Here is a 23,207-nt window from a genome sequence, read left to right as displayed (position 1 = left end):
TAGCCGCCACTTCCAGCAAGAAAAAAGGCGCGTTCGATGCCGCTTTATTGCGCTCTCCACAGACGTGGCCGCCCACGAAAACGAGAAGGGACAAGCAAACGTGCCTCACCACGGTGAGCGCGCTTGTCTGCGTTGCGTCTGGCCCAGACACTAGTTACGTACCCGGGCGTGGGCCGGCCCGGCCCACGGGTGCTTGGGTTTCGAGTTTCCAGGCGGCCACGGTTCTGTCCAACACAAAAGATTCTTAGTCCCGGATGGCTCGATTTTTGTGAAGAGCACTCCATTTAGCTGAAATTGCGTTTTGATTGAAAAACATCTCAGTTTGTAGCCCCTCTATATTGGGATATCATTACTGGGTGAGCACAAAGAGGATATTGCCTGGTATCCTTGGGTTATTTCTTCCTTGCTCCGCCATAGCCCAGGTGGCTATACCCAATTTCGTGGAGGAGACCCAGACCTCGGGCCTCGAGAGTCGCTTTGATGGCGACTTTGTGGTGGGTGGGGGGGTGGCAGCTTTTGACTGCAATAACGATGGCCTGCCCGAACTGGTGCTCTCCGGCGGCGCCAACCGGGCCAAATTCTACCTCAATCAAAGTGCTGCAGGCGGGGTTCTGCGCTTCCGGGAACAAACTGCCGGGGTCGAACTCGAGCAAGTAATGGGGGCCTACCCCCTGGACATTGACAGCGACGGCAAAACCGACCTCGCGCTGCTCAGGGCTGGTGAGGATATCCTGTTGCGTGGGCTGGGCAATTGTCGCTTTGAGAATGCCAACCGTTTGTGGGGGTTCCAGGGAGGCAACACCTGGACCACCGCCTTCGCCGCAACCTGGGAAAAAGGCCAGAGCTGGCCCACCCTAGCTACCGGAGCCTATATCAATCGCAGCACCCAGTTTCCCTGGGGAAGCTGCCGGGGGAATGCCCTCTACCGCCCTGCTCCGGGGGGCAGGGGGTTTGCTGCTCCCCTGGCACTCGAGCCCAGCTTTTGTGCGCTTTCGATGCTGTTCTCCGACTGGAACCGCTCAGGAACCCCTTCACTGAGGGTTTCCAACGACCGCGAGTATTACCAAGGCAGAGGCCAGGAACAGCTCTGGCAAATAAGCCCTGGGCAAGCCCCCCGACTGTATAGCGAAGCCGATGGTTGGAAACGCCTGCAAATCTGGGGAATGGGTATTGCCAGCTACGACCTCACTGGCTCCGGCTATCCGGTCTACTACCTGACCAGCATGGGCGACAACAAGCTGCAAATGCTGGAAACACCTCTCAAACCCAGTTATACCGATATTGCCTTTCGGCGGAATGTCACCGCCCATCGCCCCTACACGGGTGGAGATGTGCACATGTCCACAGCCTGGCACGCGCAGTTCGAGGACATTAACAACGATGGCCTCATTGATTTGTTCGTGTCTAAGGGGAATGTGGGTTTCATGCGGGATGCCGCCGCCCGCGACCCCAATAACCTGCTCTTGGGCAAGCCCGATGGCGCATTTGTGGAAGTCGGCGACAAAGCTGGGGTCGCCAGTTTCCTGCGAGGTCGCGGAGCTCAGGTCATGGATTTCAATGCGGATGGGCTGCTGGATATCGTGGTGGTCAACCGGCTCGACCGAGCCCAGATATGGCGCAACATTGGGGGAGCCAGCCTTGGCTCCACAACCCCGCCCACTGCCAAAGCACTGGGCAACTGGTTACAAGTACGGCTTCAACAACCAGGCCCCAACCCCGATGCTATCGGAGCCTGGCTGGAAGTACAGCTTGCCAGTCGTGTTCTGCGACGCGAGCTGACTGTAGGTGGTGGGCACCTGAGCGGAGGGCTGGGTTGGATCCACTTTGGCCTAGCCGGCGCAGAGCAGGTACGCCTGCGGGTGCTCTGGCCAGATGGTCAGTGGGAGGATTGGCAGGAAGTCAAAACCAATCAGTTTGTCATTTTCAATCGGGGAAAGGGTATTCAGCGTTTTGTGCCAGCCAGCAATCAGCCCTAAACCATTTTTCTAGGCACAGGGAACAAACGCAGTTTGCCGGACAAAGGCCGCCCATAACTCAGATTGCAACCTCATCTTGGGTCGTCTGTACTATGCGGTGTATCCTTGGCATGTTGGCATGAGCGCTCTTACGACCAAACCCCGTCTTGTGAGTCCCAACTTCATCACCGAGATTATTGATGAAGACCTGAAGGCAGGCCGTTACTCAAAGATTGTCACCCGCTTCCCCCCCGAGCCCAACGGCTATGCCCACCTGGGCCACGCCATTGCCAGCTACATTGACTTTGGCATCGCACACGACTACGGGGGGGAATGCCGCCTGCGCATGGACGACACCAACCCCGAGGCCGAGCGGGCCGAGTATGCCGAAGCCCTGATTGCCGACATGCGATGGCTGGGCTGGGACTGGGGGCCTGAGGTAAGTTATGCCTCCAACTACTTCGAAGCCCTTTACCAGATGGCCGAAAAGCTGATCCAAAAGGGGCTGGCCTATGTGGACAGCGTCTCGCCGGAAGAGATGGCCCACCTGCGCGGTACGGTAGACAGGCCCGGCACCCCCAGCCCCTACCGGGATAGGAGCGTGGAGGAAAACCTGAACCTTTTCCGCCGGATGCGGGCGGGGGAGTTTCAAAACGGCGAGCACGTGCTCCGGGCCAAGATAGACCTTGCCAGCCCCAACATGAAACTGCGCGACCCGGTGCTCTACCGGATTGTGCACGCCGCGCACTACCGCACCGGCAAGGCGTGGTGCATCTACCCCTCCTACGACTTCGCCCAGGCCACCACCGATGCGCTGGACGGCGTAACCCATAGCCTGTGCAGCCTCGAGTTTGTGGACAACCGGGCCATTTACGACTGGCTGATGGATCACCTCTGGGGCGAGCCGCCCCTCCACCAAACCCCCCGCCCCCGCCAATACGAGTTTGGCCGCCGGAGCCTGGAGTACACCGTGGTCTCCAAGCGAAAGCTGAAGAAGCTGGTCGAGGGGGGTTACGTGCGCGGCTGGGACGACCCCCGGATGCCCACCCTGGCCGGTCAGCGTCGCCGGGGGGTGCGGCCCGAGGCCATCCGGCGGTTCGCCGGGCAGGTCGGCATCTCGCGCACCAACCGCACCGTGGATATTGCCCTGCTCGAGGGGGCCATCCGCGACGACCTGAACACCACCGCCCCCCGTGTGATGGCGGTATTGCGGCCCCTCAAGGTAGTACTTACCAACCTGACCGAGCCCCGAACCATTGCCCTCCCCTACTGGCCCCCCGACGTCATTCAGGAGTCACCCGATGGCCTGGTGCCCCTGCCCAACGGCCGCAGGGTGCAGCCTACCGAGGCCGTCCGCAACGTGACCCTTACCCCCGAGCTGTACATCGAGCAAGACGACTTTGCCATCACCCCTCCCAGGGGCTTCAAACGCCTGACGCCGGGGGGAACCGTGCGGCTCAAGATGGCCGGGGTGATCCGTTGCGACCACTACCAGACCGACGATACGGGCCGCGTTACCGAGCTAACCTGTACCTTACTGCCCGAGGAGAGTAAAGCCGCCGGGGTCATTCACTGGCTGAGCGCCCAGGACGCCCTTCCCGCCGAGTTTCGCCTCTACGACCGACTTTTTACCGTACCTCACCCCGAGGCCGAAGCCAAAGAGCTCGAGGACGAAGCAGAAAGCCCCGAAGACCGCGACTTCCTGCGCTTTGTCAACCCCCAAAGCCTGGAAGTGGTGCAGGGCTACATCGAGAGGAGCGTGCTGCAAGACCCCCCGGACACCCGCTACCAGCTCGAGCGCAACGGTTACTTCTGGCAAGACCCCCTAGACTCCAAACCCGGTGCACTGGTCTTCAACCGCATCGTCACCCTCAAGGACACCTGGGGCCAGTCCACCAGGCAGACCGAAGAATCTCGCGCAGCAGGCAGCCCCAAAGCATCCAGACCGAAAAAGCCCGAAAGCCCGGCCTCGCCAACACCCTCCGCTAACCTCACCCCCGAGCAAGAGTCCAGGCTGCAAAGCCTCCTGTCCCAGGGCATCCCCCAGACCGAGGCGCTGGTGCTGGCCCGCGAGCCCCGGCTGGCCGACTTCCTGCTGCAAGCCGCATCGTTCGCGCCCCTTGCCGCGCTGGCCAACTGGGTGGTCAACGACCTGGCCCCCGCCATCCGCACCGGCAGCAGCAGGGTCACGCCCGCCGGGCTGGCGGGTTTGGTGAAGCTCCTGGAGGCTGGCGAAATTAACACCCGCATCGCCAAGGACGTGCTGGCCGAAGCCCTGGAAAGCGGCTCAGATCCGGTTGAGATTGTTCGCCAAAAAGGTCTGCGGCAGGTCAGCGATAAGGCGGCTCTGGAGGCCATTGTGGACCGAATCCTGGCCGAAAACCCCGACAAGGTGGCCGCCTACCGCGCCGGCAAGACCGGCCTGCTGGGCTTCTTTGTGGGCCAGGTGATGCGCGAGACCCAGGGGCAGGCCAATCCGCAGCTAGTGCAGGAACTGGTCAGTCAGAAGCTGGGCTAAGCCCAAGCGTCGCCTGGCTATCGAAGGCGCCGGAACAGCTCTTCACCACTTCATTTGTCCCGGTACCAGATCCGGTAAACCCGCCCCCCCTTGGCATCCGAGACATACATCGCGCCATCGGCGCCAATCACCAGCCCCACCGGGCGGCCCCAGGCATCGCGGCACATCTGGCCTGGCGTCCGCCACCCGGTGGCAAACACTTCGGAGCGCACCGGCAGTTCGTTTTGAATGATGAAGCGCTCAATCTTGCAGTCGCGGTAGTGCTGGGGGTTTTGCACCCCTAGCGAACCGTGATAGGCGATATAAAGGCTTTGGCGGTACTCGAGCGGAAAGTGGCTCTTCTGACCCCAGGTCATGCCCAGCGGGGCCGAGTGGGCCGGGGCCGTAAACAGCGCCGGAACCGCCTTGCGGCAGTCGAAGCCCTCGGTGCGGGGGTCGGGCACCTCGCTGCGCTCGGCCTTAAGGTTCAGGCCCATACCCGGCGTATAGCAGTAGGGCCAGCCGTGAAAACCCCCCGGCTGCACCGCCACAATCACCTCTTCGGGGGGCAGCTCGTCGCCCAGGTGATCGGTGCCGTTGTGGGTGGCCCAGAGCGAACCTCGGGGCGTCCAGGTAAAGTCTACGCTGTTCCTGAGGCCCTCGGCCCAGACCGCCCGGCGGCGGGGGTCGGGGTCGCGCACAAAGGGGTTGTCGTGCGGAACGCTGCCGTCGGGGTTGAAGCGCAAAATGGCCGCCCGACGGGGGTCGCGCTCGGGGCCAAAGTTGGTCTCTGAGCCCACCGAGACGAAGAGCTTGCCATCCGGCCCAAAGTGCAGGGTGCGGGTGAAGTGCCCGGAAGGCCCTGGAAGATCCGCAATGACCGTTTCGCGCTGCCATGCACTTCCCCTTTGTTGAAAGCGAATGACCGCGTTGCTAACCGCCACATAAAGCCAGCCCTGGTGCCATTCAATGCCGTGGGGCAGCTCGAGGTTCTCTGCCAGCACCTCCACCTTATCGGCCCGGCCATCGCGGTTGCGGTCTGGCAGCCGCACCACCTGGCCCCCGTACATCAGGGTCAGGTAGAGATCCCCATCGGGCCCCACCGTCATCATGCGGGGGGCACCCTCAAAGTTTTCGGCAAAAATCTGGATGGCAAACCCTGGGGGCAGCCTGATTCGCCGGGCGGCCTCGTCAGGAACAGGCTGCAACTCAGCCCAAAAAAACACGCCACCGGCCACTACGAGTGCAGCCACCAGCCCCAACCAGTGTAGATGGGTCATCCAGAGCTCAGGTTAGCAAAACCGGTGCTGGTTGGATGAACACCGGACGAAGACGTCACCACGGCACAGAACAGCCCCGAACAAAAAATCTATCTCATGGTGGGGATGCTACACTGCACTCGAGGGGCGCCGCATCGCTGTGCGTTTTCAACCCCCACCCCCAAATATGAAAAAATCTCTCCACACTTCCTTCGCCGCAGCTCGTGAACCGTTTAATGCCTATTCCCACGCCGCCGGTGCAGTGCTTGGCCTGGTTGGCATGGTGGCCTTGCTTTTTTTCACCCAGGGCAACGCCGCCAAAATCGTGGGGGCGCTGGTATTTGGCCTAACCATGATCCTGATGTACACCTCCTCGGCGCTCTACCACGCCCTGCGGGTCTCGGAGCGGGCCCTGTTATGGCTGCGCAAGCTCGACCACGCGGCCATTTTTCTATTCATCGCCGGAACCTATACCCCGGTGCTGTTGCAGGCTATGGAACCCGGCTGGCGACCCTGGGCCCTGGGTCTGGTCTGGGCGCTGGCGGCCTTGGGAGTGGGCCTGAAGCTGGTTACGCTCAAAGCCCCCCGCTGGCTTTACACCGCAACCTACCTGGGCATGGGCTGGCTCTCGGTCTTTTTGCTGCCCAAGCTGGCGCTGAACCCCTGGGCGCTGGGCTTCCTGATTGCGGGTGGGGTGGCCTACAGCCTGGGGGCCGTAGTCTATGCCGCTAAATGGCCCAACCTGCTGCCCCGGCTGGTGGGTTTTCATGGGATCTGGCACGTGTTTGTGTTGCTGGGCAGCGCGGGGATGTATTTTGCGGTGCTGTCGGTGTACCTGACCTGAGTCGCGTTGCGCGGACATTCAAAAGAAGAGCCTACCCGAACCCATCCGTCTGGCCTCAGGCGGCTAGGGGGCGAGGGGTGGAATGTTGAGGGCCAGGCCGGTGAAGCCATAGGCAGGTCTAACACCTCCCACCAAATCGCCAGGAGGAGGCCCGCTGAGTGTCAGTCGAGGTGTTACAACACTGAGCCCCGTTGAATCCCTGAGGTCTTCAGCATCAACCACGTAGACCTTACCCCTTCGATCCGTTAGAAGTCTGGATAAGGGGCCTGGACAATCTATGGGGGCTGCGGCAGGATCGCTGCAATACTGGTTTCTCTGTTCCAGGGTTCCAGTTACGAAACCGGCAGAGGCGTAGCAGGGATTATCGGGGTCCACCTCGATATTATTGTTCGCAGCAATCCAGAGGTTGCCCCGACTGTCGAAGGCCAGCCCAGCGGCTTGCTGCAACCCGCGGTCGGGGGGGGTTTGCCCAGAAGGCACCGGATCGCGATTATAGTTTCCGATGGTAATCCGCAGGGCTATTTGAATGGCGTTGTAGCTGCTGCTGGGCATGAGGTTGCTTCCGATTAGCGGAACCTTGACCACACTTTCGCGCACCGTGTTGATATCTATGCTGCCATTTGAAATACAGCTCGAGTCGGTGTTGTAGTAATCACTTCCCCCTCCAAGGTCGGCCACCCAAAGCGCAGAACCATCTGGCGAGAGCGCCAGCGCCGAGGGTTGATAGAAGGGGCCACCAGGATGGCTGGGTAGATTGAGGTTGAGTCGCACATCAATGGGAGCGGTTTCTTCAGCACTTGAAAGGGTGTTGGGGCAGTCCAGGTTGGGGCCAGTCCTGGGGATTCGCACCAGATAGGCCGACAGGCCCAATTGAAAGGCGTTTCGTCCTCCGGCAATCCACAAGTTGCCCTGGCGATCAAAGGCAAGGGCCCGTGGGCTCCGCAAATCACCCGATGCCCCTACCAGCACGCGGTTAGGCTGGTTTACCTCAGCCGTTCCTGATGCAATTCGCGCTGCTGATATACAGGCAATGGCTTCGCTGGCCTGGTTAGCTATCCACAGATTGCCTTCGGCATCAAAGGCCAGATCCGTCACGTTGTTTCGGGTTTCTGCTCCAAATGTACGCTCGCCAAGGGCGGCGCCCACAATGCGCAGGTTACTCGCTTCGGACAGGTTTCCTGCCTCGAGGTTGGCCCGGCTGATTCGAACAACGCGATTAAAGCTCTGGCCTGCCACGAACTGGTATATGGCGTACAGGTTCCCCGAAGCATCGAGTTCCAAACGATACAGACCTGCTCTTGGAGATAAACCAGCCAAAGCAGTTGTGACTTCGCCGGTGGTGGACGCAGGCAGGCTCGAGTCGCTCATTGTTAGAGCCACATCGTCCCCTCTGCGGCTATCGGGAATCGAGGCCCCATTGACCGTCAGGCCGGTGTTGTCCAGCGAACCGTTGCCCCCCACAAAAAGCTCCCCGGTGCGCGGACGCACCGAAACGTTCACGGTCATGGAGGCGCTGGGGCTGCTCAGCGAGGGCGTGACCGAGGGCGCATCGGAAACCAGGAAGGCATCCAGGTAGGTTCCCCGCCGCACCCCGCTGGCGCTGGCGTGGATGGAAGCAAAGGGCAGGTTGTCGAAGCGGATGGGCTGGGGGGTGCTGGGGGTGACGGTACGGGTGCCGACCACCGGGCCGCTGGCCGAACCGGAGCGCAGGGTGAGGGTCAGGGTATCGCTCGCCGCCAGACCCTGAAGCGTTACCGCAACCGAGGCTCCGGCAGGCGTATAGTTCACGGTTACGTTCTGGGTGGCATCGTTGTTCAGGGTGAAGGGATTGGCTCCCGCCGGAGCCACCGTGATGGTGGGCTGGTAGGTAACGCCGTTGAGTGGGCCCACATTGCTGGCCGAAACCGTGTAGGTTCCTACCACCTGATTGGAAAGGGTGGTCGGGCCTGGGGTGGTGATGCTGGTCGCGCCACCGGGGCCGGTCACGGTCACGCTGGGGGTAAAGCCGCTCACCCCCGAAGGGGCATTGACGGTAACCGCAATGGTGCCAAAGCCCAGGCCAAACGCCACATTGACGGTTCGCTCGTGTCCGGCTGTTACCACCACCGACTGGGAGGGCTGGTTCACCCGGTAGTTGGTGGGTGGTGGGCCTGCCAGTACCGTGTAGGCACCCGGGGGCAGGTTCAGGGTACGAAGGTCGGTGGTGTTGAGGGTGGCCACCACCGCATTGGAGGCATTGCGCACTTCCACATTGGGGGTAAAGCCTGCCACCGGGGGATTGACCGTCACGTTGAGGCTCAGCTTGCCGCTAAAGACCTGGTAGTTGACGTTGGCCAGCACCGTCGCGCCGGCCTCGAGCTGCACTTTGGTGGGGTTCGCCCGGTAGCTGTAGCCGTCCTCTGCCGTGACCTCGAGCGCCTCGAGGGTATATTCGCCAGGGGTCAGGTTGGGAAAGGTGCTTTTGCCCAGGGTGGTAACGGTAAGGGGGCCATCCGGGCCTTCCACCCGAAGGTTCGGGCTCAGGCTCACGCCCGAGGGCGCAACCACCAGCACTTCCAGGGTGCCTTTGGTGGGGGCCTGGGGGGTACAGGCCCCCAGGGCCAGCCCCAGGAGCAGCCAGCGCAGGTTTTTCAAGACCGGCATTATCTGCTTAGCGTGTGTAGCACGGCGTTTGCTCATGACTCGAGCCCAAAAATAGCACGATAATTACTCCGGTATTTTCAGTAACGAGCAGCGTAACGAACCCTATTTCAGATTCATCCCCGTTCTGCTCGATGTTTTTTGGGGTTTGGCTGCCATGTCCACAGCATTAACTTTACGGGTAGACGTGGGGCAGGCTGGTGGGGTTGGGCAGGTTCAGGGCCACCCCAATCAGGCCCACTCCTGTGTCGGCCACGCTCAGGGTGCGGTTGACCAGCCCTGCGCTGCGTAAGTCGGTGGTACTGCTATAGGTTGCGGTCTGGCCCACATATCCCCGCACATCCAGGCGGTAGAGCTTGCCCCGCCGGTCGGTGAGGGCCGCCGAGGCCGTGCCGGTGTCGGTGGGCAGCACCTCCACGTTGTTGTTGGTCGCCACCCACAGGTAGCCGTCGCGGTCGAAGGCCAACCCAAAGACCTGCTGCAAGCCCTTGTCCGGCCCCGCACCCGCGCCAATGGTCAGACGGTGGCTCACCCAGGCCGTCCGCCAGGCGGCCCCGGTGGTCAGGTTGGCGCCGGCCAGGGGGATGCGCAACAGGGTTTCGGGAAGGGCGTTGGCGTCGCGGTACAGGTCGGCGCTGCCCCCCGAGTTGCCGCCAAAATCGCCCACCCAGATAGCCCCGCCGCCCGGCTCCAGGGCCATCGCGACCGGCTTGACGATGGCCCCATAATCGCTATCCGGCAGGCTGATGTCCAGTCGAATGTCCACCCACTGACCCAGGTTGCTCTCGCTCAGGCCAATGTTGCCCCCGTTGCAGTCGCCGTTGGGCGCATAGGCAATTCGGCTTGCCTGGAGGCGGTTGAGGAACGAGCGCTTGACCGGCGAGCTCTCGCCGGAGCGCGGCCCCTGGTAGCCGCCGGAGGTAAACCAGAGGTGGCCGTGGGGGTCAAAAGCCAGCGCATGGGGAATCAGGAAGGGGCGGTTGTCGGCGTTCTGGCCGGGGGTATCGAGTACGTAGCGATAAAGCCCCGTTCCCGGCCCCCAGATGCGGGTTCCGGCGGCGGCGATGCTGGGAGGGGCAGCCTGCAAATCGCTGGCCCGCACACAGGCCAGCAGGCCCAAATAGTCGTTGACTACCCAGAGGTTGCCGTTGGCGTCGAAGGCCAGGTCGGCGGGTTCGTTGCCGCTCACGTCCATGTGGGGGCCAGGGATGACCTCCTCGGGCCAGCCCCACACGCTGCCCTCGATGCGGGTGTTGCCGGGGGCGGTCTCGGAAAGCAGTCCTGAGCGCAGGTTGGCCTCGCTAATCCGCACGATGCGGGCGGGGCTCGAGCCGCTTATGTACTGGTAGAGCACGTACATATTGCCCCCACGGTCAAAGGCGATACGAAAAGGCCCCTGACTACCGGTAGGGCCAATAAAGCTGCTAAAGCTGCTGGCCCCATCCAAAAGTGAGTAGGCCCCATTGAGTTCCCCGGTGCTGGTGCTGCCCCGGCCCCCATTGCTAAACTGCCCGTTCCCCGCCACCCAGATGCGCCCGCTACCGCCGCGCTCCGTCCAGCTCGACAGGCTGACCGCGGGCAGGGCCTCCGCGCTGCTGGTTTGCACGCTGGCCTGGCCCCCCATCAGGTAGCGATCCACCCAGGCCCCCGGGCGCACGGCGTGGGCGCTTACGGTATAGCTGCCAAAAGCCAGCCCCTCGAAGCGCACCGGGCCGTTGCCGGTGCGGGTGCGGGTCTGGTTGCCGGGTTGCAGGGTGACGGTTGCAAGGTCGCCCGTACCCAGGCCCGAAAGGTTCACGGTAATGGCGGAGTTGGTCGCGGTATAGGCCAGGCTGCCACGGCCCACCCCCCCCACCGGCACTTGCACACGCAGGCTGGGGGCGCTGGGCTGCCAGGTCACGCCTGCGGCGGTCACGTTAGCAGCATCCAGCGTGTACACCCCGGCGGGCAGGCCATCGTAGCGCTTCCCCGCGTTGAGCCGCTCCAGCACCTCCCCATCCGGCCCGCGCAGCTCCACCCCGGGCGTGAAGCCAGAAACCCCAACAGGCGAAAGGATTTCCACCTCCAGGGCCCCGAAGCCCCGGGCATAGACCAGGGAAACCTCCTCGGTTCGCCCAGCCTGCACCATCACCTGCCGCGTCGGGATGGAAAGGGTGTAGTGCTCAGGGGGCTCGAGCGGGCTCAGGGTGTAGCTCCCGGGCTCCAGCCGGAGCACCGCCCCCGCCTCCAGCCGGGCGCTGTACCCATTCGGCCCCCGCACCTCTACCCAGGGCGCGAACCCCGGTAGAGACGGCGTAACCTCCACCAAAAGGCGAAGCTTCCCGGTGGCCACCCGGTACTCTACCTGCGTTCGTTGGGTTTGCCCCTGTTTCAGGGCCACCACCCCCTCACGCTCCAGCCCGGCCCGGTAGAGGTGGCCGTCCGCCCCCTCCACTGCCTCCGCTTCCACCCGGTACTCTCCTGGGTTCAGCCCAGCAAACCGCACCAGACCGGCTTCCTCCAACCGCCGCTCAAAGCCCGGCCCCCGCACCCAGACCCCGGGGCGCACCCCCTGGGGAGCCAGAACCTCCAGTTCCAGTACGCCCTGATTCGGCCCCCCGCAGGCGGTCAGGAAGCCAAGCAAAGCCCCGCACAACGCATACAAAACGAATCGGCGCACCCGGGCATCATAGGAGAGCGCTCGTAAACCCGGCGTTAAGGCCACAAATCTCGGTCTGGTAGGCCGGCCCATCCCCCCGTAACCGTCTTTATCCGCGGCTTATGCAAGAGGGCAGGCCGGGTAACGCCCCACATAACGAAAAGCCCCCCCAGGCTGGGGGGGCTTTCAGGGCGCGGCCCTAGGGGCTCACGCTGAAGCGGTTGAAGGCGAGGCCGGCAAAGCCGATGCCGTCCAACGGTGCGCTGATGGTCTTGAGGATATCGCCAGGGGTGAGGTTCTGCACCGCCCACTGGGCCAGGCTGGTCTCTCTGGCTGGAATCTGCACCCGGTAGAGCTTGCCTCTACGGTCGCTGGGGCCGGGGCTGGTGTCGCTGGCGGTCAGCAGGACGTTGTTGTTGGCCACGATCCAGAGCGCCCCGGTCTTGTCGAAGGCCAGCGCGAAGACCTGCTGCAGTCCGGTGCTGGTGGTTCCCGGCGTGGCAGTGTAGCCGATGCTGATGCGGTGGTCGATCTGGGCCTCGCGCAGGTCGTAGCCGTCGGGCATCGGGTTCGCCGGGCCGTTGGGGTCGGTGTTGGCGGTATTGAGCGGCACCCGGATCAGGGTCTCCTGGTCGGCGTCGGCGTCGCGGAAGGCCGCACCGGTAAGCCCGTTGCTGCCGCCGTAGTCGCCCACCCAGAGGGCGGTGCTGGCCGCATCGTAGACCAGGGCCACCGGCTTCAGGATGCCGCGGGGGCCAGTGCCGGTGGGATTGACGGTGGTGGCAGTCCCCGGAGAGGCTTCGTAGACCCGGGCGGCGTTGCTGATGTCCAGGCGCACCGGGATGTCGCTGGCCAGCAGGTTAGCCGGCGAAGCGTGCGTTCCGCTCGAGCAGGTGAGGGCTGAGGCGTTAATCCGGGCCAGCACCGCGCGGCGGCCGTAGGTTACGGTCTGGGTGGGCGCCGTGCCGGTCACTACGTCGGCCCGGTAGTCGCCCGCGGTGAACCAGAGGTTGCCCGCGCCGTCGAAGGCGATGGCGTGGATGTTTGCGGTGAGGGTAAAGCTGTCCTGCGGCCGCACCGGCACGTTGGAGGTGTAGACCGCGCTGGGGGCGGTCACGTCGCCCGCGCTGCTCAGGGCCGCGGCCGAGATGCAGACCAGGCGGCTTTCGAAGTCGTTGACTACCCACAGGTTGCCGCTGGCGTCGAAGGCCAGGTCGGCCGGCTCGGGGTCGTTGCCCAGGGCGTCGGTGGTGATGGTCTTGTTGCCCGAGGCGCTGGGGCTGAAGTTGCCCGCCGCCAGGTTGGCCGCGCTGATGCGCACGATGCGGGCGCGGTTGGCCGTGTCGAGGTACTGGTACATCAGGTACAGGTTCCCCTGGGCGTCGAACTTGACCTTGAAGAGGCCCGCCGCGCTGGCGCCGCTGCCGCCGGTGAAGGGCACCAGGCTGGGGCTGGCCTGGGCCAGCTGGAAGTCGGTGATGGTGTAGCCGGCGTCGGCGTCGGAGTCGAAGGCCCCGTTGCCCGCCACGAAGACCCGCCCGGTCTGGCCGTCGCTAAAGGTCAGGGTGGCGCTGGCGCTGGCGTTGCTTACGGTAACGCTCTGGGTGTTGCTGGTAAGCAGGCTGTCCACCACCTGGCCCACCACCCGCACCGGCTGGCCGGCCGAGGCCCCGTAGGCGCTCACGGTGTAGCTGCCAAGGCGGGGCAGGGTGAGGGTTGCGGGGCCGGGGACGGGCAGGGACTGGTTGTTCACCACCCAGGTTGTGGGCGAGCCGCTGCTGGGCTGGGCCGCCACGGTCAGGGTAAGGGCAGTGCCCTGCTGCGGCAGGCCGCTAAGGGATACGCTCAGGGTGGGCTTGCTGTAGGTGAGGGTGGCGCTGGCGCTGCCGCCCGAGCTGATGGAAAGGGTGGCTTGGGAGAGGGTGAAGGCGTAGTCCTGCGGCCCGTTGTCGGTGATGGCGTTAGCGCTGATGGTGTAGGTGCCGGGGGCCAGGTTGTTGAAGGTGACCGGGCCGTTGTCGGTAAAGCTCTGGTTTACCGGGCTGCTGGGGCCGCCCGTAAGGGTCAGCTGCACCGGGTTGGGCAGGGCGGCGTCGAGGCCCGCCACGTTGATGGTGGCGCTGCCGGGGTTGGGGGTGTAGGTGGCGTTGACCGTGGCGGTTCCGCCGGCGGTAACCGTCAGCGTGCTGCCGTCGGCGGCGGTGGCGTAGGTGCTGCTGCCCTGGGTGCGGGCCGGGGCCTCGATGGTGTAGGTGCCGGGGGGCACGTCCTCCAGGGTGGTGTCGGCGTTGATGGGGGCGCTGTTCAGGTTGCTGCTGTCGGACTTTTTGATGTTGATGCCGGCCTCGAGGCCTGCCGGCAGGCCGGAGATGCTCACCACGATCTTGCCGCTCACCGCAGCATAGTCGACGGTGTAGCTGGTCTTCTTGCCGGCCTCTACCACTACGGTAGCACCCTGGCCGTTGTAGCCAATCCCCCCGGCCACCACCTTGTTCACCGTAATGGTGTAGTTACCCGGCTGTCTATCGTTTAACGTGGTTTTGCCTGTGCTACTGATGCTCGAGGTAGTGCCAGGGCCGCTGACCTGCACATTGGGGGTCACACCAGCGGGGGCGTTCACGGTGATTTCCAGAACACCCTTGGTAGCCCCAGGGCCAGGGCATGCGGTCAGCATCAGCGATAACGCACCAAGAGCCAGAAGCCAAAGCGTTCGTTTTGGTTTCATCTGTATCCTCCTGACCCAGAGGGTAGGGGCTGGGGCGTAATCGCGGCGTTATAGGGTTTTTCCCGACCGAGATGGACTCTTCTCACGTAACATTACCTGCTCTCTCGTGCCCGTGCTGGTTGCAACTTTTTGGTAACGGCCTTTGTAACGTGCCGCCGGGGCGCAAAAAAAGACCTCCCGGCGAGGGAGGTCCGGCAGGGCCGCTCTGGCTAGGGCAGCTTGTAGATGCGCCCGGGGTTGGGGGCCGGGGCCCCGGCGGTACCCACCCAGAGCTTGCCCTCGGCGTCCACCGCCAGGCCGGTGAGGCTGCCCTCGAGGCCGATGATGGTAATGGGCACGATGTCGTTGGGAATCGCGGTGGCGCTGGTGCTCAGCTTAAGGATGTTGTTGGTGGTGCCGTCGGACTGGGCCACGTACAGATCGGTTCCAGCCACCGCCAGGTCTACCGGGGCCACCAGCTTGTCCCCGCTGAGGCTGCTGACCCCGGCCGAGTTCAGGTTGAGCTCCTGGTTGTCGGGGTTGCCAGCATTGGGCCCGCTGGTGGGGAGGTTGGGGCAGGTATAGCTGGCGATCCGAACCAGCCGGGCTGAGGCCCCACTCCCCCCGGCCAGCCAGAGGTTACCAGACGCGTCGAAGGCCAGGGCACGGGCACCGGAGATGGCCGTGCCGTAGTAAACCCGGCCCGGGGTGTTCAGGCTGCCAGAACCGGCTATGGCCGCGGTCTGGTCGGCGGCGGAGTAGCAGACCAGCCGGCCGGGGGTGTTGGAGATGCCGTCCACGCTGGAGCGGGCGGTGCTCTCGGGGTCGAGCACCCAGAGGTTGCCCGCGCTGTCCAGGGCCATGTCGGAGGGCTTGTAGAGGTTGTAGTCCTGAATGGTGCCAGAACCTGTGCTAAAGCTGAAGGCCCCGTTGGTGATGACGAGAGGGGTGGGCGAGAAGCCGTTGGCCACGGCGGTGGCCCGGGCAAAGCGGCGGATGTAGGTCGAGGGGGTGGGGGGAAGGTCGTTGCGGTCGAGCTCGTAGAGGGTGCCATCGCCGGCAAAGATCAGGCTGTAAAGGCCATCCTCGGGGGCAATCTGGACGCTGGGCACGGCCCCACCAGAGCCCGCCAGGTTGGCGGGGGTCAGGTAGAGCCGGCCGCTAGGGGTGTTTTTGTTCGCCGCATTCCCGCTCGCGTAAAGGCGGCCCTGCCCATCGCCGGAGCTGCTCAAAAAGACCAGGCTGCCGATGCCAAGGGTTGCCGTGAAGGTTTTTTCGGGGTTTACGGCCCCGGAGGGGGGGGCCTGGGTGTAATCTACCGTGACGCTGGTCTTGGTATTGGCGGTAACCGCGGCGCTGGCAGTATTGGAGGTTCCAGGAGCCGAGCCCACCGATACTTTAGCTTTGTAGGTGTCGCCAGCAGCGATTACGTCCTGGGCGGTAATCGTGTAATTGCCGACACTAGCCTGGTCGAATAAGCGAACCCCCTCCTGGCTAATGGTCTGGCTAAAGCCGCCCGGCCCGGATACCTGCACATTGGGGGTAATCCCCGAGCCGGTGGGAATGTTGACGGTCACCTCGAGCTGCCCCTTGGCCTGGGTGTTGGCCGACGGGCAGGCCGTGAGCAACAGTCCGAGCAGTGCGAGCAAGGGTGTCAAACGCAGATTTGCCATGAAACTCCTTTCTGTTTGGCTTTGAGAGCCAATGCTTCCCGAATTGTAGCGGCTCGAGGAGGGCTCGGCTGTGCAGATGAACGTTATGCTCGAGGTTAAGCCAAGTTTCAAAACGGATCGGCACCTTTACGTTTAGCAACTTATCGGCTGGAAAAACCCAGGCCAGGATTAGCAAGCCTCTTGGGGCGTGCCGCAGCGCTGGAGCGTTAACGTGCTGCGCCAGCAGAAACGCCAGTGCCTTGTGCCTGAGCAAGCGGAACACCCCGGCAGGTGGCCGGGGGTTTGTGAACTCGCTTGGAGCTTAGAAACTAATAGTAGCCTGGCCCAGCTTGCCCAGGAGCAGCATGGAGGCTACCGTAGCAGCCGTGAGAATAATCAGCACCAGGGCCATGCCGATGTAGCGCAGATCGGCCCCTTCGCTTTCGACCTCGAGGGTACGGGGGCGCAGGGCCAGGTACAAGAGCCAGGTGACCAGAATCGAGCCGATGGTGAACAAGATAGCAAACAGCACGTTTTTCTCCTCCTGTGGGCCATGCGGGTTAGCGCATACGCCACACCCCTAGCAGGGCCTCGAGATTCTTTTCTAAGCCTACCAAACCCAGGCCATAGGTGGGTATACCCCGCTCCCAGCCCACCGCCCCTACCTGCGGCCCCTCGATGGTGGGCAGGGGGGCCGGGGCCGGGGCTTCCCAGGGGGCGTAGGCCCGAAGCTCATGGTAGCTAAACTCGGGCCGCAGCACCACCTCGAGCTGCCGGGCCTCGCGCGGGTCATCCCAGGGCACCCACTCACCCTCGGCCACTTCCTTGCGGCCAGGGTAGCCGATGCCCAGTCCTTCGCCCTTCTGCACCACCAGCGCCCGGCGGGGGTTGGCCCAGTACAGGGCCCTTGCGAAGGGAGCCTGGTGGTCTTCGGAGGCATCCAGCCCCAGCACCAAACGCCCTTTGAAGTGCCTGGGCAGTTGCGGCAGCGCTTCCTCCAGCACAGATTTATTCATCCACAAGAGCAGCGTATCGCCGCCGTACGAGCCCTCGAGCCAGGCATAAAAGCTGCCGAACTCATCCACAAAGGTTCGGGTACGTTCGGCCAGCAGGGATTCCAGCCAGTCAGTGGAGCGCATAATGGTTTGCACAATAGCAGAATACCGCCCCTCAAAGGTATATTTGTCGTTGGTGGACAACCTGAGGTTTGCCCCAGCCCCCAGGGCGGTACTCGCCCAGCAGTTTCGCTGGGAGGTGCCGGCTTTGTATAACATCGCCGAGGCTACCGTTGCAAAGGCTGCCGCCCAGAACCCTGGCCGCATCGCCCTCATCGAGCCACAACTGGGCCGACAGACCACCTTTGCCGAGCTGCACACCCTCTCGAACCGCCTGGCCAACGTGCTGCAGGCCCACGGTTTGCAGCCCGGCGACCGAGTGGGGCTCTTGATGGGGCAGTCGCTCGAGCTGGCCCTGGCCCACCTGGCGGTCTACAAGATAGGTGCCATCGCCCTGCCGCTCTCGGTACTCTTCGGCGAGGATGCCCTGCTCTACCGCCTGGAGCACTCCGGGGCCCGCCTGCTGATGGCCGACCGAGGTGCCCTGCAAGCCCTTAATCTCGAGCTGCCCGCAGAGGTTGGGGTTATCTACCAGGATCAGGTGCTGGATTTGCTACAGGCCGCCCAGCCCCGCTTCCTGACCCACCCCACCCAGGCCGACGACCCGGCCATCCTGATCTACACCTCGGGCACCACCGGCAAACCCAAGGGGGTGTTGCTGCCCCACCGCACCCTGATTGGGCACCTGCCTGGCTTCCGGCTTTTTTGCAACTTTCCGGGCGAGGAAGCCCGCTACTGGTCGGCGGCGGACTGGGCCTGGATTGGGGGTTTGCTGAATGTGCTGCTCTGTGCCTGGGCCAATGGCTACAGCGTGGTGGCTTACCGCACCCGGCGCTTCGACCCCGAGGAGGCCCTGCACCTGCTGCACAGCCAGGGGGTCACGCACACCTTCCTCTTCCCCACCGCCCTCAAGCTGCTGCGGCAACTGGGCCGGGTCAAGGCCCCGCCCGCCCTAGAGAGCATCCACTCCGGGGGCGAACCATTGGGGGCTGAACTGCTAGCCTGGGTGCAGGAAAACCTGGGCCTGCCGGTCAACGAGTTCTACGGCCAGACCGAAGCCAACCTGCTGGTCGGCAATTCCTACACCACCGACCCCATCCGCCCCGGTTCGATGGGCCTGCCCTACCCCGGGCATCGGGTCGAAATCATTGACGTAGCCGGCCAGCCCCTGCCGCCGGGGGAAGTGGGCGAAATTGCCCTGCGGACACCCGACCCCGTGGCCTTCCTGGGTTACTGGAACAACCCCCAGGCCACCCAGCAGAAGTATGTGGGCCCCTACCTGAAAACCGGCGACCTGGGCAGCAAAGACGAGGCAGGCTACCTGTGGTTCAAAGCCCGCGCCGACGACCTGATCAAGGCAGCCGGGTATCGCATCAGCCCCTTCGAGGTGGAGGAAGCCCTTTTGCATCACCCTGCGGTGGCGATGGTGGCGGTGGTGGGGGTGCCCGATGCCGAACGCGGTCAGCGCATTGTGGCTCACGTCAAGCTGCGCGAGGGGCAGTCCGGCTCCGCGGCCCTGACCCTGGCGCTGCAAGAGGAGGTGCGCCGGCGGGTAGGGCACCATGCCTACCCACGGGAGGTTCATTACGTACAGGAGCTGCCCCTTACCACCACTGGAAAAATTCAACGCTTTAAGCTGCGGGAGTGACCCAGAGGCGGCCGGGCTGTTTCTCGTGCCCAAAATGGCCCGGTCAGCGGAGTAGCGGCTGCTAACATGTAAGCACGGAGGAGAAAAAGTGGTTCAATCTCGTATTCTCCCTGGTTTCGCAAGGCTTTTCCACCGGGGCTGGGTATGATGGAGGTATTGTGCGCTACCTGATTGTGTCCGATATACACGGTAACTGGCCCGCCCTCGAGGCCGTCCTCAAGGAAGCCAGGGGCTACGACCAGGTACTTTTCCTGGGCGATGCGGTAGGCTATTACCCCGATGTCAACCGGGTGCTGGACTGGTTGCGTTCGGTCAATGCCAGGGGCGTGATGGGCAATCACGACATCTGGCTGCTGGAGATCAAGTCCATGCAGATTGAAGGGCCGGTGCTGGAAATTCTGTCCTGGCAGGCCGAGCGCATCAGCCCCGAGAACCGCGAGTATCTGTCCAGGCTGCCCTGGATCGCCGAAGTGGAGGGTGCGCTGCTGGTACACGGCAGTCCGCTGGATCCGCTGGCCTACCTGGAAGAGGTCGAGCAGGCCCGGGAGGTGTTCAACCGGGTGAGTCATCGCTGGATTTTCCACGGGCACACCCACCTGGCCGGCAGCTACCTGAGCCTGGAAAGCACCACCGTGCGCGGCCAGGCCACCACCGCCGATGTCAGCACCCCCCAGGGGCGCTGGGTACGCTACCAGCGCTACGCCAATGGCGGCGAACTCATCGTGGCGCCCAAGGCCAGGGCCATCATCAACCCCGGCTCCACCGGCCAGCCCAGGGACGGCGTGGTTGGAGCCGCTTATGCAATCTGGGACTCGGAAGAAGACTCGGTGGAGTTTTTCCGCGCCAAGTACAACCTCGAGCACGTACTCTCCCGCCTGCACCACGAGCAGTTCCCCATGTGGCTCTACGAGCGGCTGGTGCTTGGAAAGTAGTGAGCCTCGGAAACTTTACCGCAACAAGGCCAGTTGAAAGCAGCCGCAAGATGATGGTCTGGTCGGTTCACTGCATACCAATACTGTATTTTTTTAGCTCTGACGAACAGCCATGCAAATCCTCGGACATCAAAGAATCCTCGAGTTGTTGCCCAAGCTGCGGGCGCAGACCTTGCTCTTTACCGGCCCGGAAGGGGTGGGGCGCCGGACGGTGGCGCGGTGGTTTGCAGCCGGGCTCAACTGCGAGCAAGGGTTTCCGCCCTGTGGCCGCTGTGCTTCCTGCCGCCTTGAGCCCCCCGCCGACTATCTGGAAATTGCCCCCCAGAGCGAGACCAAAACCGGCAGAAAGGCCCGTGCTCTACAGATACGCCTCGAGCAAATCGCGCCCCGCGAGGGCAGCGAGGAGACGAGCCTGCTGGACTGGATCGCTACCTACCCCCGCTTCAAGGCCAAGGTCGCGGTCATTGATGGGGCGCACTGGCTGGGGGAGCCCGCAGCCAATGCCCTGCTCAAGCTGCTGGAAGAACCCCCGGCTTTTGCCCGGCTGATTCTGGTAGCCCCCAGCCGCGAGCTGGTGCTGCCCACCCTGGTCAGCCGCAGCCTCGAGGTGAGTTTTGCGCCTTTGCCGGAGGCCCTGCTGCGCACCCTGACCACCGACCCCGAGGTGCTGGCTTTTGCCCAGGGGTCTCCCGGCAAAGTGCGCTGGGCCCTGGCGAACCCCGCCGAGTTTGCCAGGCTGACCGGACGCACACAAGGGGTGCTGGAAGCCCTGCGGGCCGGGCCAGCCCAGACCCTGGAAGCCCTCAAGTTGCTGCTGGAAAACGAGGATGCCCTCCCCTACCTGGGGCGACGGCTAGGCGAGGTCTTCCCCGCCGAAAGCCCGGCCTATCAGGCTGCCCTCGAGGCCCTCAGCCGCGCCCAGGACGCCCTTTCTGCTTATGTAAGCGAAGACCTGGTGCAGACCTGGCTGGCCCTCAAGCTGGCCCGGCTCTAGATTTCCGGAGTTATTCTGCTTTAGGCTAGGCTTGGATTGTAAGCGCTTTGCAATCCGTCGTATAACGACTCACGGGCCCCAGGCAGCAGGCCCTTTTTGGGAGGTTTTCATGGAATGTGTTGGCGTGCGATTTGCGCATGGCCCTAAAATTTACGACTACAAGTTCAGCGACCTGGCCCCTCCGGTCGGTAGCTGGGTGGTGGTGCGAACCCCACGGGGGCTGGAGCTGGCCAAGGTTCGTACCGAACCCCACCTGGGCAACGCTGTGGGGGAAGTGGTGCGCGTTGCCACCCCGGAAGACCTGGATAAACACGCCAGGCTCAAAAACCGGGGCGAAGAGGTGCAGTGGTGGCTCAAGGCCCGCCTGCGCCGGGAGGGCATCCGGGCCAAGGTGCTGGGCTGCCAGTTCACCCTGGATGGCAATCATATCTCGGTGCATTACGCCGCCGAGGAGCGCATAGACCTCAGGCGCTGGGTCAACGAGCTGAACAAACTGGCGGGGGCTCGAGTGGAGTTCATTGCCCTGGGCCCCCGCGACCAGACCGCCTACCTGGGCACCCTGGGGGCCTGCGGGATGGAGTCGTGCTGCTCGAGCTGGCTCCAGGACTTCGCCCAGGTCTCCATCAAGATGGCCCGCGACCAGCAGCTTCCGCTTTCACCGGAAAAAATCTCGGGGCCCTGCGGACGCCTGCTCTGTTGTTTACAGTATGAACACGACCACTACCAGGAGCTTCTGGCCGACCTGCCCCGCAAAAATTCCAAGGCCTGCAGCATCCAGGGCACCTGCGGCAAGGTTGCCAAGCTCAACCCCCTGGCCGGAACCGTGGATCTGATTACCGAGGAAGGCAGTTGGGTTACGGTACACAAGAGTGAACTGCGTCGGGAGTGAGATACGCTCGTGCTCATGGGGTTCACTGGCACTATTGATAGATGAAAAAGAATCCAGGTTGTAGGCTGAAAGGGTGATGGATACGAAGCACCCAGCCACCCGCTTCAACCTTCGGGTGGGCGGGGTGGTCATGAAGCATCAGCAGGTATTGCTGTGCCACGAACCGCAAGGTGATTTCTGGTACTTGCCGGGTGGGCGGGTGGAACTGGGCGAAGAAGCTCGAGTAGCGATGGCTCGGGAGATATTCGAAGAGCTCGGGGTTAAGGCTCGAGTGGGTCGGATGCTCTGGGTGGTGGAAAATTTCTTTGAGCTAAGCGGCTGCAATTCCCATGAAGTAGGTTTGTACTTTGTTGTGGATCTTCCACTTCATCCCACCCCAGATCCCCTACTCGGGCACGAGGGGGAACAAGACCTGTGGTTCCGTTGGATACCCCTGCACGAGCTACCCCAAATCAATCTCAAACCCGATTTTCTCAAGAGTGCCCTGCGGGCGCTGCCGGTGCGTACCAAGCACATAGTGCACCGAGGTTAGGGGGTTCTTATTGCGCTCCCACCATTGCGACGCACGCTGAGTACGTGCGTTGCACGGCGGCACAAGCCGCTTCACTGATGCGTCGTAATGTATCCAGCACTGCGAAAACCACCTTACCGGATATTCGTAGGAGGCCGCTCTATAACTCGTCCCGGTACTTATCCAGCAGGTCGCCTAAAGCCTCGCGCAGCAAGGCCGCTTCGGTACGGCCCAGGCGCTCGGAGAGCGCAGCCAGCCGGGCCAGTTGCGCCTTGGAGTAGTAGTTGGATTTCAAGACCATCTTGTCTTCTACATAAATGGCCACCCGGCCTTTTCCCTCTCGCTTGGCCCGATGCAACGCTTCGTCAGCGGCTTTGATCAGGTCTTTGGGGTCGGAGACATGGGGCGGAAAGCTGGCGATGCCAACGCAGATGGGGATAGACAAAGCCAAACCTTCACCAACCGGGTGCTTTTTGGCGAGGTGCTGGCGAATTTCCTCCATCTGGATCAGGACTTCTTCGGGGCTGGCCCCCGGAAACGCCACCGCAAACTCGTCGCCCCCCAGGCGCGAAACATAGGCGCCTTCCGACAAGCTGCCCTCGAGGGTTCTGGTCACCCGCTCTAAAACCCGATCTCCCACCTCGTGGCCGTGGGTGTCATTCAGGGTCTTGAAGTTGTCCAAGTCCAGCAAGGCCAAGGTTAGCTGTCCCTGCTCATTCCAGCCAGAGAGGTAGTTGATGAAATCATTACGACTTAGGTGCATTGCTTTTGACATATTATTCACCTTATAAGTTTTTTTACATATATATATTATTTCAAATATATATATACTGTCAATAATAGAGCTATTTAACCCTCCCGCTCTGCTACACTTGGGGCGATAATGCCCTTTGAAACAGGCAAACACTGCTTTTCGCTAACCAAGTTGC

16 protein-coding genes are annotated in these 23,207 nt (G+C 63.0%); 8 read left to right on the top strand and 8 right to left on the bottom strand.

Annotated elements, in window-relative coordinates; genetic code table 11:
• The first annotated feature begins 422 nt into the window (after window positions 1-422).
• Window positions 423-1,976: a CRTAC1 family protein gene (locus tag J3L12_RS00150; protein WP_347708809.1), complete on the top strand. Its 1,554-nt coding sequence runs from the start codon at window positions 423-425 to the stop codon at window positions 1,974-1,976.
• A gap of 118 nt (window positions 1,977-2,094) precedes the next feature.
• Entirely contained in the window at window positions 2,095-4,473 is a 2,379-nt protein-coding gene (locus J3L12_RS00145; RefSeq protein WP_208013009.1) for a glutamine--tRNA ligase/YqeY domain fusion protein, read from the top strand.
• Between the two features lie 50 nt (window positions 4,474-4,523).
• Here the strand turns inward: J3L12_RS00145 and J3L12_RS00140 are convergent, their stop codons facing one another.
• A complete protein-coding gene (locus J3L12_RS00140) occupies window positions 4,524-5,732 on the bottom strand; it encodes a PQQ-dependent sugar dehydrogenase (RefSeq protein WP_208013008.1) in 1,209 nt (402 codons plus the stop codon).
• A 166-nt stretch (window positions 5,733-5,898) separates the two neighbouring features.
• Here J3L12_RS00140 and J3L12_RS00135 point away from each other — a divergent pair, with 166 nt between their 5' ends.
• The gene (locus J3L12_RS00135) at window positions 5,899-6,555 is read left to right on the top strand and encodes a hemolysin III family protein (protein ID WP_208013007.1); all 657 of its coding nucleotides are present in this window, start codon (window positions 5,899-5,901) and stop codon (window positions 6,553-6,555) included.
• Between the two features lie 63 nt (window positions 6,556-6,618).
• On the opposite strand, the gene J3L12_RS00130 is transcribed toward J3L12_RS00135, so the two are convergent.
• The 6 genes from J3L12_RS00130 to J3L12_RS00105 all read right to left on the bottom strand — a co-directional run bounded on the left by J3L12_RS00130 (window position 6,619) and on the right by J3L12_RS00105 (window position 17,340).
• Complete coding sequence (locus J3L12_RS00130) at window positions 6,619-9,234, bottom strand: hypothetical protein (RefSeq protein WP_208013006.1); 2,616 nt, start codon at window positions 9,232-9,234, stop codon at window positions 6,619-6,621.
• A gap of 136 nt (window positions 9,235-9,370) precedes the next feature.
• Complete coding sequence (locus J3L12_RS17035) at window positions 9,371-11,854, bottom strand: two-component regulator propeller domain-containing protein (RefSeq protein WP_208013005.1); 2,484 nt, start codon at window positions 11,852-11,854, stop codon at window positions 9,371-9,373.
• 178 nt (window positions 11,855-12,032) lie between these two features.
• Window positions 12,033-14,558, bottom strand: coding sequence for a hypothetical protein (locus J3L12_RS00120; protein WP_208013004.1), 2,526 nt, complete (start codon window positions 14,556-14,558; stop codon window positions 12,033-12,035).
• 209 nt (window positions 14,559-14,767) lie between these two features.
• The gene (locus J3L12_RS00115) at window positions 14,768-16,210 is read right to left on the bottom strand and encodes a hypothetical protein (protein ID WP_208013003.1); all 1,443 of its coding nucleotides are present in this window, start codon (window positions 16,208-16,210) and stop codon (window positions 14,768-14,770) included.
• A 301-nt stretch (window positions 16,211-16,511) separates the two neighbouring features.
• Window positions 16,512-16,721, bottom strand: coding sequence for a hypothetical protein (locus tag J3L12_RS00110; protein ID WP_208013002.1), 210 nt, complete (start codon window positions 16,719-16,721; stop codon window positions 16,512-16,514).
• 28 nt (window positions 16,722-16,749) lie between these two features.
• Window positions 16,750-17,340 (bottom strand): hypothetical protein, encoded by a 591-nt coding sequence (locus J3L12_RS00105; protein WP_208013001.1) that lies wholly within the window; start codon window positions 17,338-17,340, stop codon window positions 16,750-16,752.
• 40 nt (window positions 17,341-17,380) lie between these two features.
• On the opposite strand from J3L12_RS00105, the gene J3L12_RS00100 reads away from it, so the two are divergent.
• The 5 genes from J3L12_RS00100 to J3L12_RS00080 all read left to right on the top strand — a co-directional run bounded on the left by J3L12_RS00100 (window position 17,381) and on the right by J3L12_RS00080 (window position 22,299).
• Complete coding sequence (locus J3L12_RS00100; RefSeq protein ID WP_208013000.1) at window positions 17,381-18,952, top strand: AMP-binding protein; 1,572 nt, start codon at window positions 17,381-17,383, stop codon at window positions 18,950-18,952.
• A 158-nt stretch (window positions 18,953-19,110) separates the two neighbouring features.
• On the top strand, window positions 19,111-19,884 hold the full coding sequence (locus J3L12_RS00095) for a metallophosphoesterase family protein (RefSeq protein ID WP_208012999.1): 774 nt from the start codon (window positions 19,111-19,113) through the stop codon (window positions 19,882-19,884).
• Window positions 19,885-19,996: 112 nt separating this feature from the next.
• Window positions 19,997-20,878 carry a DNA polymerase III subunit delta' gene (locus tag J3L12_RS00090; protein WP_208012998.1) on the top strand — a complete coding sequence of 294 codons (882 nt, stop codon included), beginning with the start codon at window positions 19,997-19,999 and terminating at the stop codon, window positions 20,876-20,878.
• Between the two features lie 109 nt (window positions 20,879-20,987).
• A complete protein-coding gene (ricT, locus tag J3L12_RS00085) occupies window positions 20,988-21,767 on the top strand; it encodes a regulatory iron-sulfur-containing complex subunit RicT (protein WP_208012997.1) in 780 nt (259 codons plus the stop codon).
• A 76-nt stretch (window positions 21,768-21,843) separates the two neighbouring features.
• Complete coding sequence (locus J3L12_RS00080; RefSeq protein WP_208012996.1) at window positions 21,844-22,299, top strand: NUDIX domain-containing protein; 456 nt, start codon at window positions 21,844-21,846, stop codon at window positions 22,297-22,299.
• Window positions 22,300-22,438: 139 nt separating this feature from the next.
• Here the strand turns inward: J3L12_RS00080 and J3L12_RS00075 are convergent, their stop codons facing one another.
• Window positions 22,439-23,053 carry a diguanylate cyclase gene (locus tag J3L12_RS00075; protein ID WP_208012995.1) on the bottom strand — a complete coding sequence of 205 codons (615 nt, stop codon included), beginning with the start codon at window positions 23,051-23,053 and terminating at the stop codon, window positions 22,439-22,441.
• Window positions 23,054-23,207 lie beyond the last annotated feature (154 nt).

The organism is Meiothermus sp. CFH 77666, assembly GCF_017497985.1.
In the GTDB taxonomy this organism is placed as follows: domain Bacteria; phylum Deinococcota; class Deinococci; order Deinococcales; family Thermaceae; genus Meiothermus.
Note: the sequence above shows the minus strand (reverse complement) of the source record. Positions and strands in the feature narration are given on the sequence as shown.

What these genes read in the sequence shown, in the direction of transcription:
- ricT (WP_208012997.1), top strand. Translation starts at nt 20,988, where the DNA reads ATGGAATGTGTTGGCGTGCGATTTGCGCATGGCCCTAAAATTTACGAC.
- J3L12_RS00135 (WP_208013007.1), top strand. Translation starts at nt 5,899, where the DNA reads ATGAAAAAATCTCTCCACACTTCCTTCGCCGCAGCTCGTGAACCGTTT.
- J3L12_RS00075 (WP_208012995.1), bottom strand. Translation starts at nt 23,053, where the DNA reads ATGTCAAAAGCAATGCACCTAAGTCGTAATGATTTCATCAACTACCTC.
- J3L12_RS00145 (WP_208013009.1), top strand. Translation starts at nt 2,095, where the DNA reads ATGAGCGCTCTTACGACCAAACCCCGTCTTGTGAGTCCCAACTTCATC.
- J3L12_RS00090 (WP_208012998.1), top strand. Translation starts at nt 19,997, where the DNA reads ATGCAAATCCTCGGACATCAAAGAATCCTCGAGTTGTTGCCCAAGCTG.
- J3L12_RS00130 (WP_208013006.1), bottom strand. Translation starts at nt 9,234, where the DNA reads ATGAGCAAACGCCGTGCTACACACGCTAAGCAGATAATGCCGGTCTTG.
- J3L12_RS00140 (WP_208013008.1), bottom strand. Translation starts at nt 5,732, where the DNA reads ATGACCCATCTACACTGGTTGGGGCTGGTGGCTGCACTCGTAGTGGCC.
- J3L12_RS00080 (WP_208012996.1), top strand. Translation starts at nt 21,844, where the DNA reads ATGGATACGAAGCACCCAGCCACCCGCTTCAACCTTCGGGTGGGCGGG.
- J3L12_RS00115 (WP_208013003.1), bottom strand. Translation starts at nt 16,210, where the DNA reads ATGGCAAATCTGCGTTTGACACCCTTGCTCGCACTGCTCGGACTGTTG.
- J3L12_RS00120 (WP_208013004.1), bottom strand. Translation starts at nt 14,558, where the DNA reads ATGAAACCAAAACGAACGCTTTGGCTTCTGGCTCTTGGTGCGTTATCG.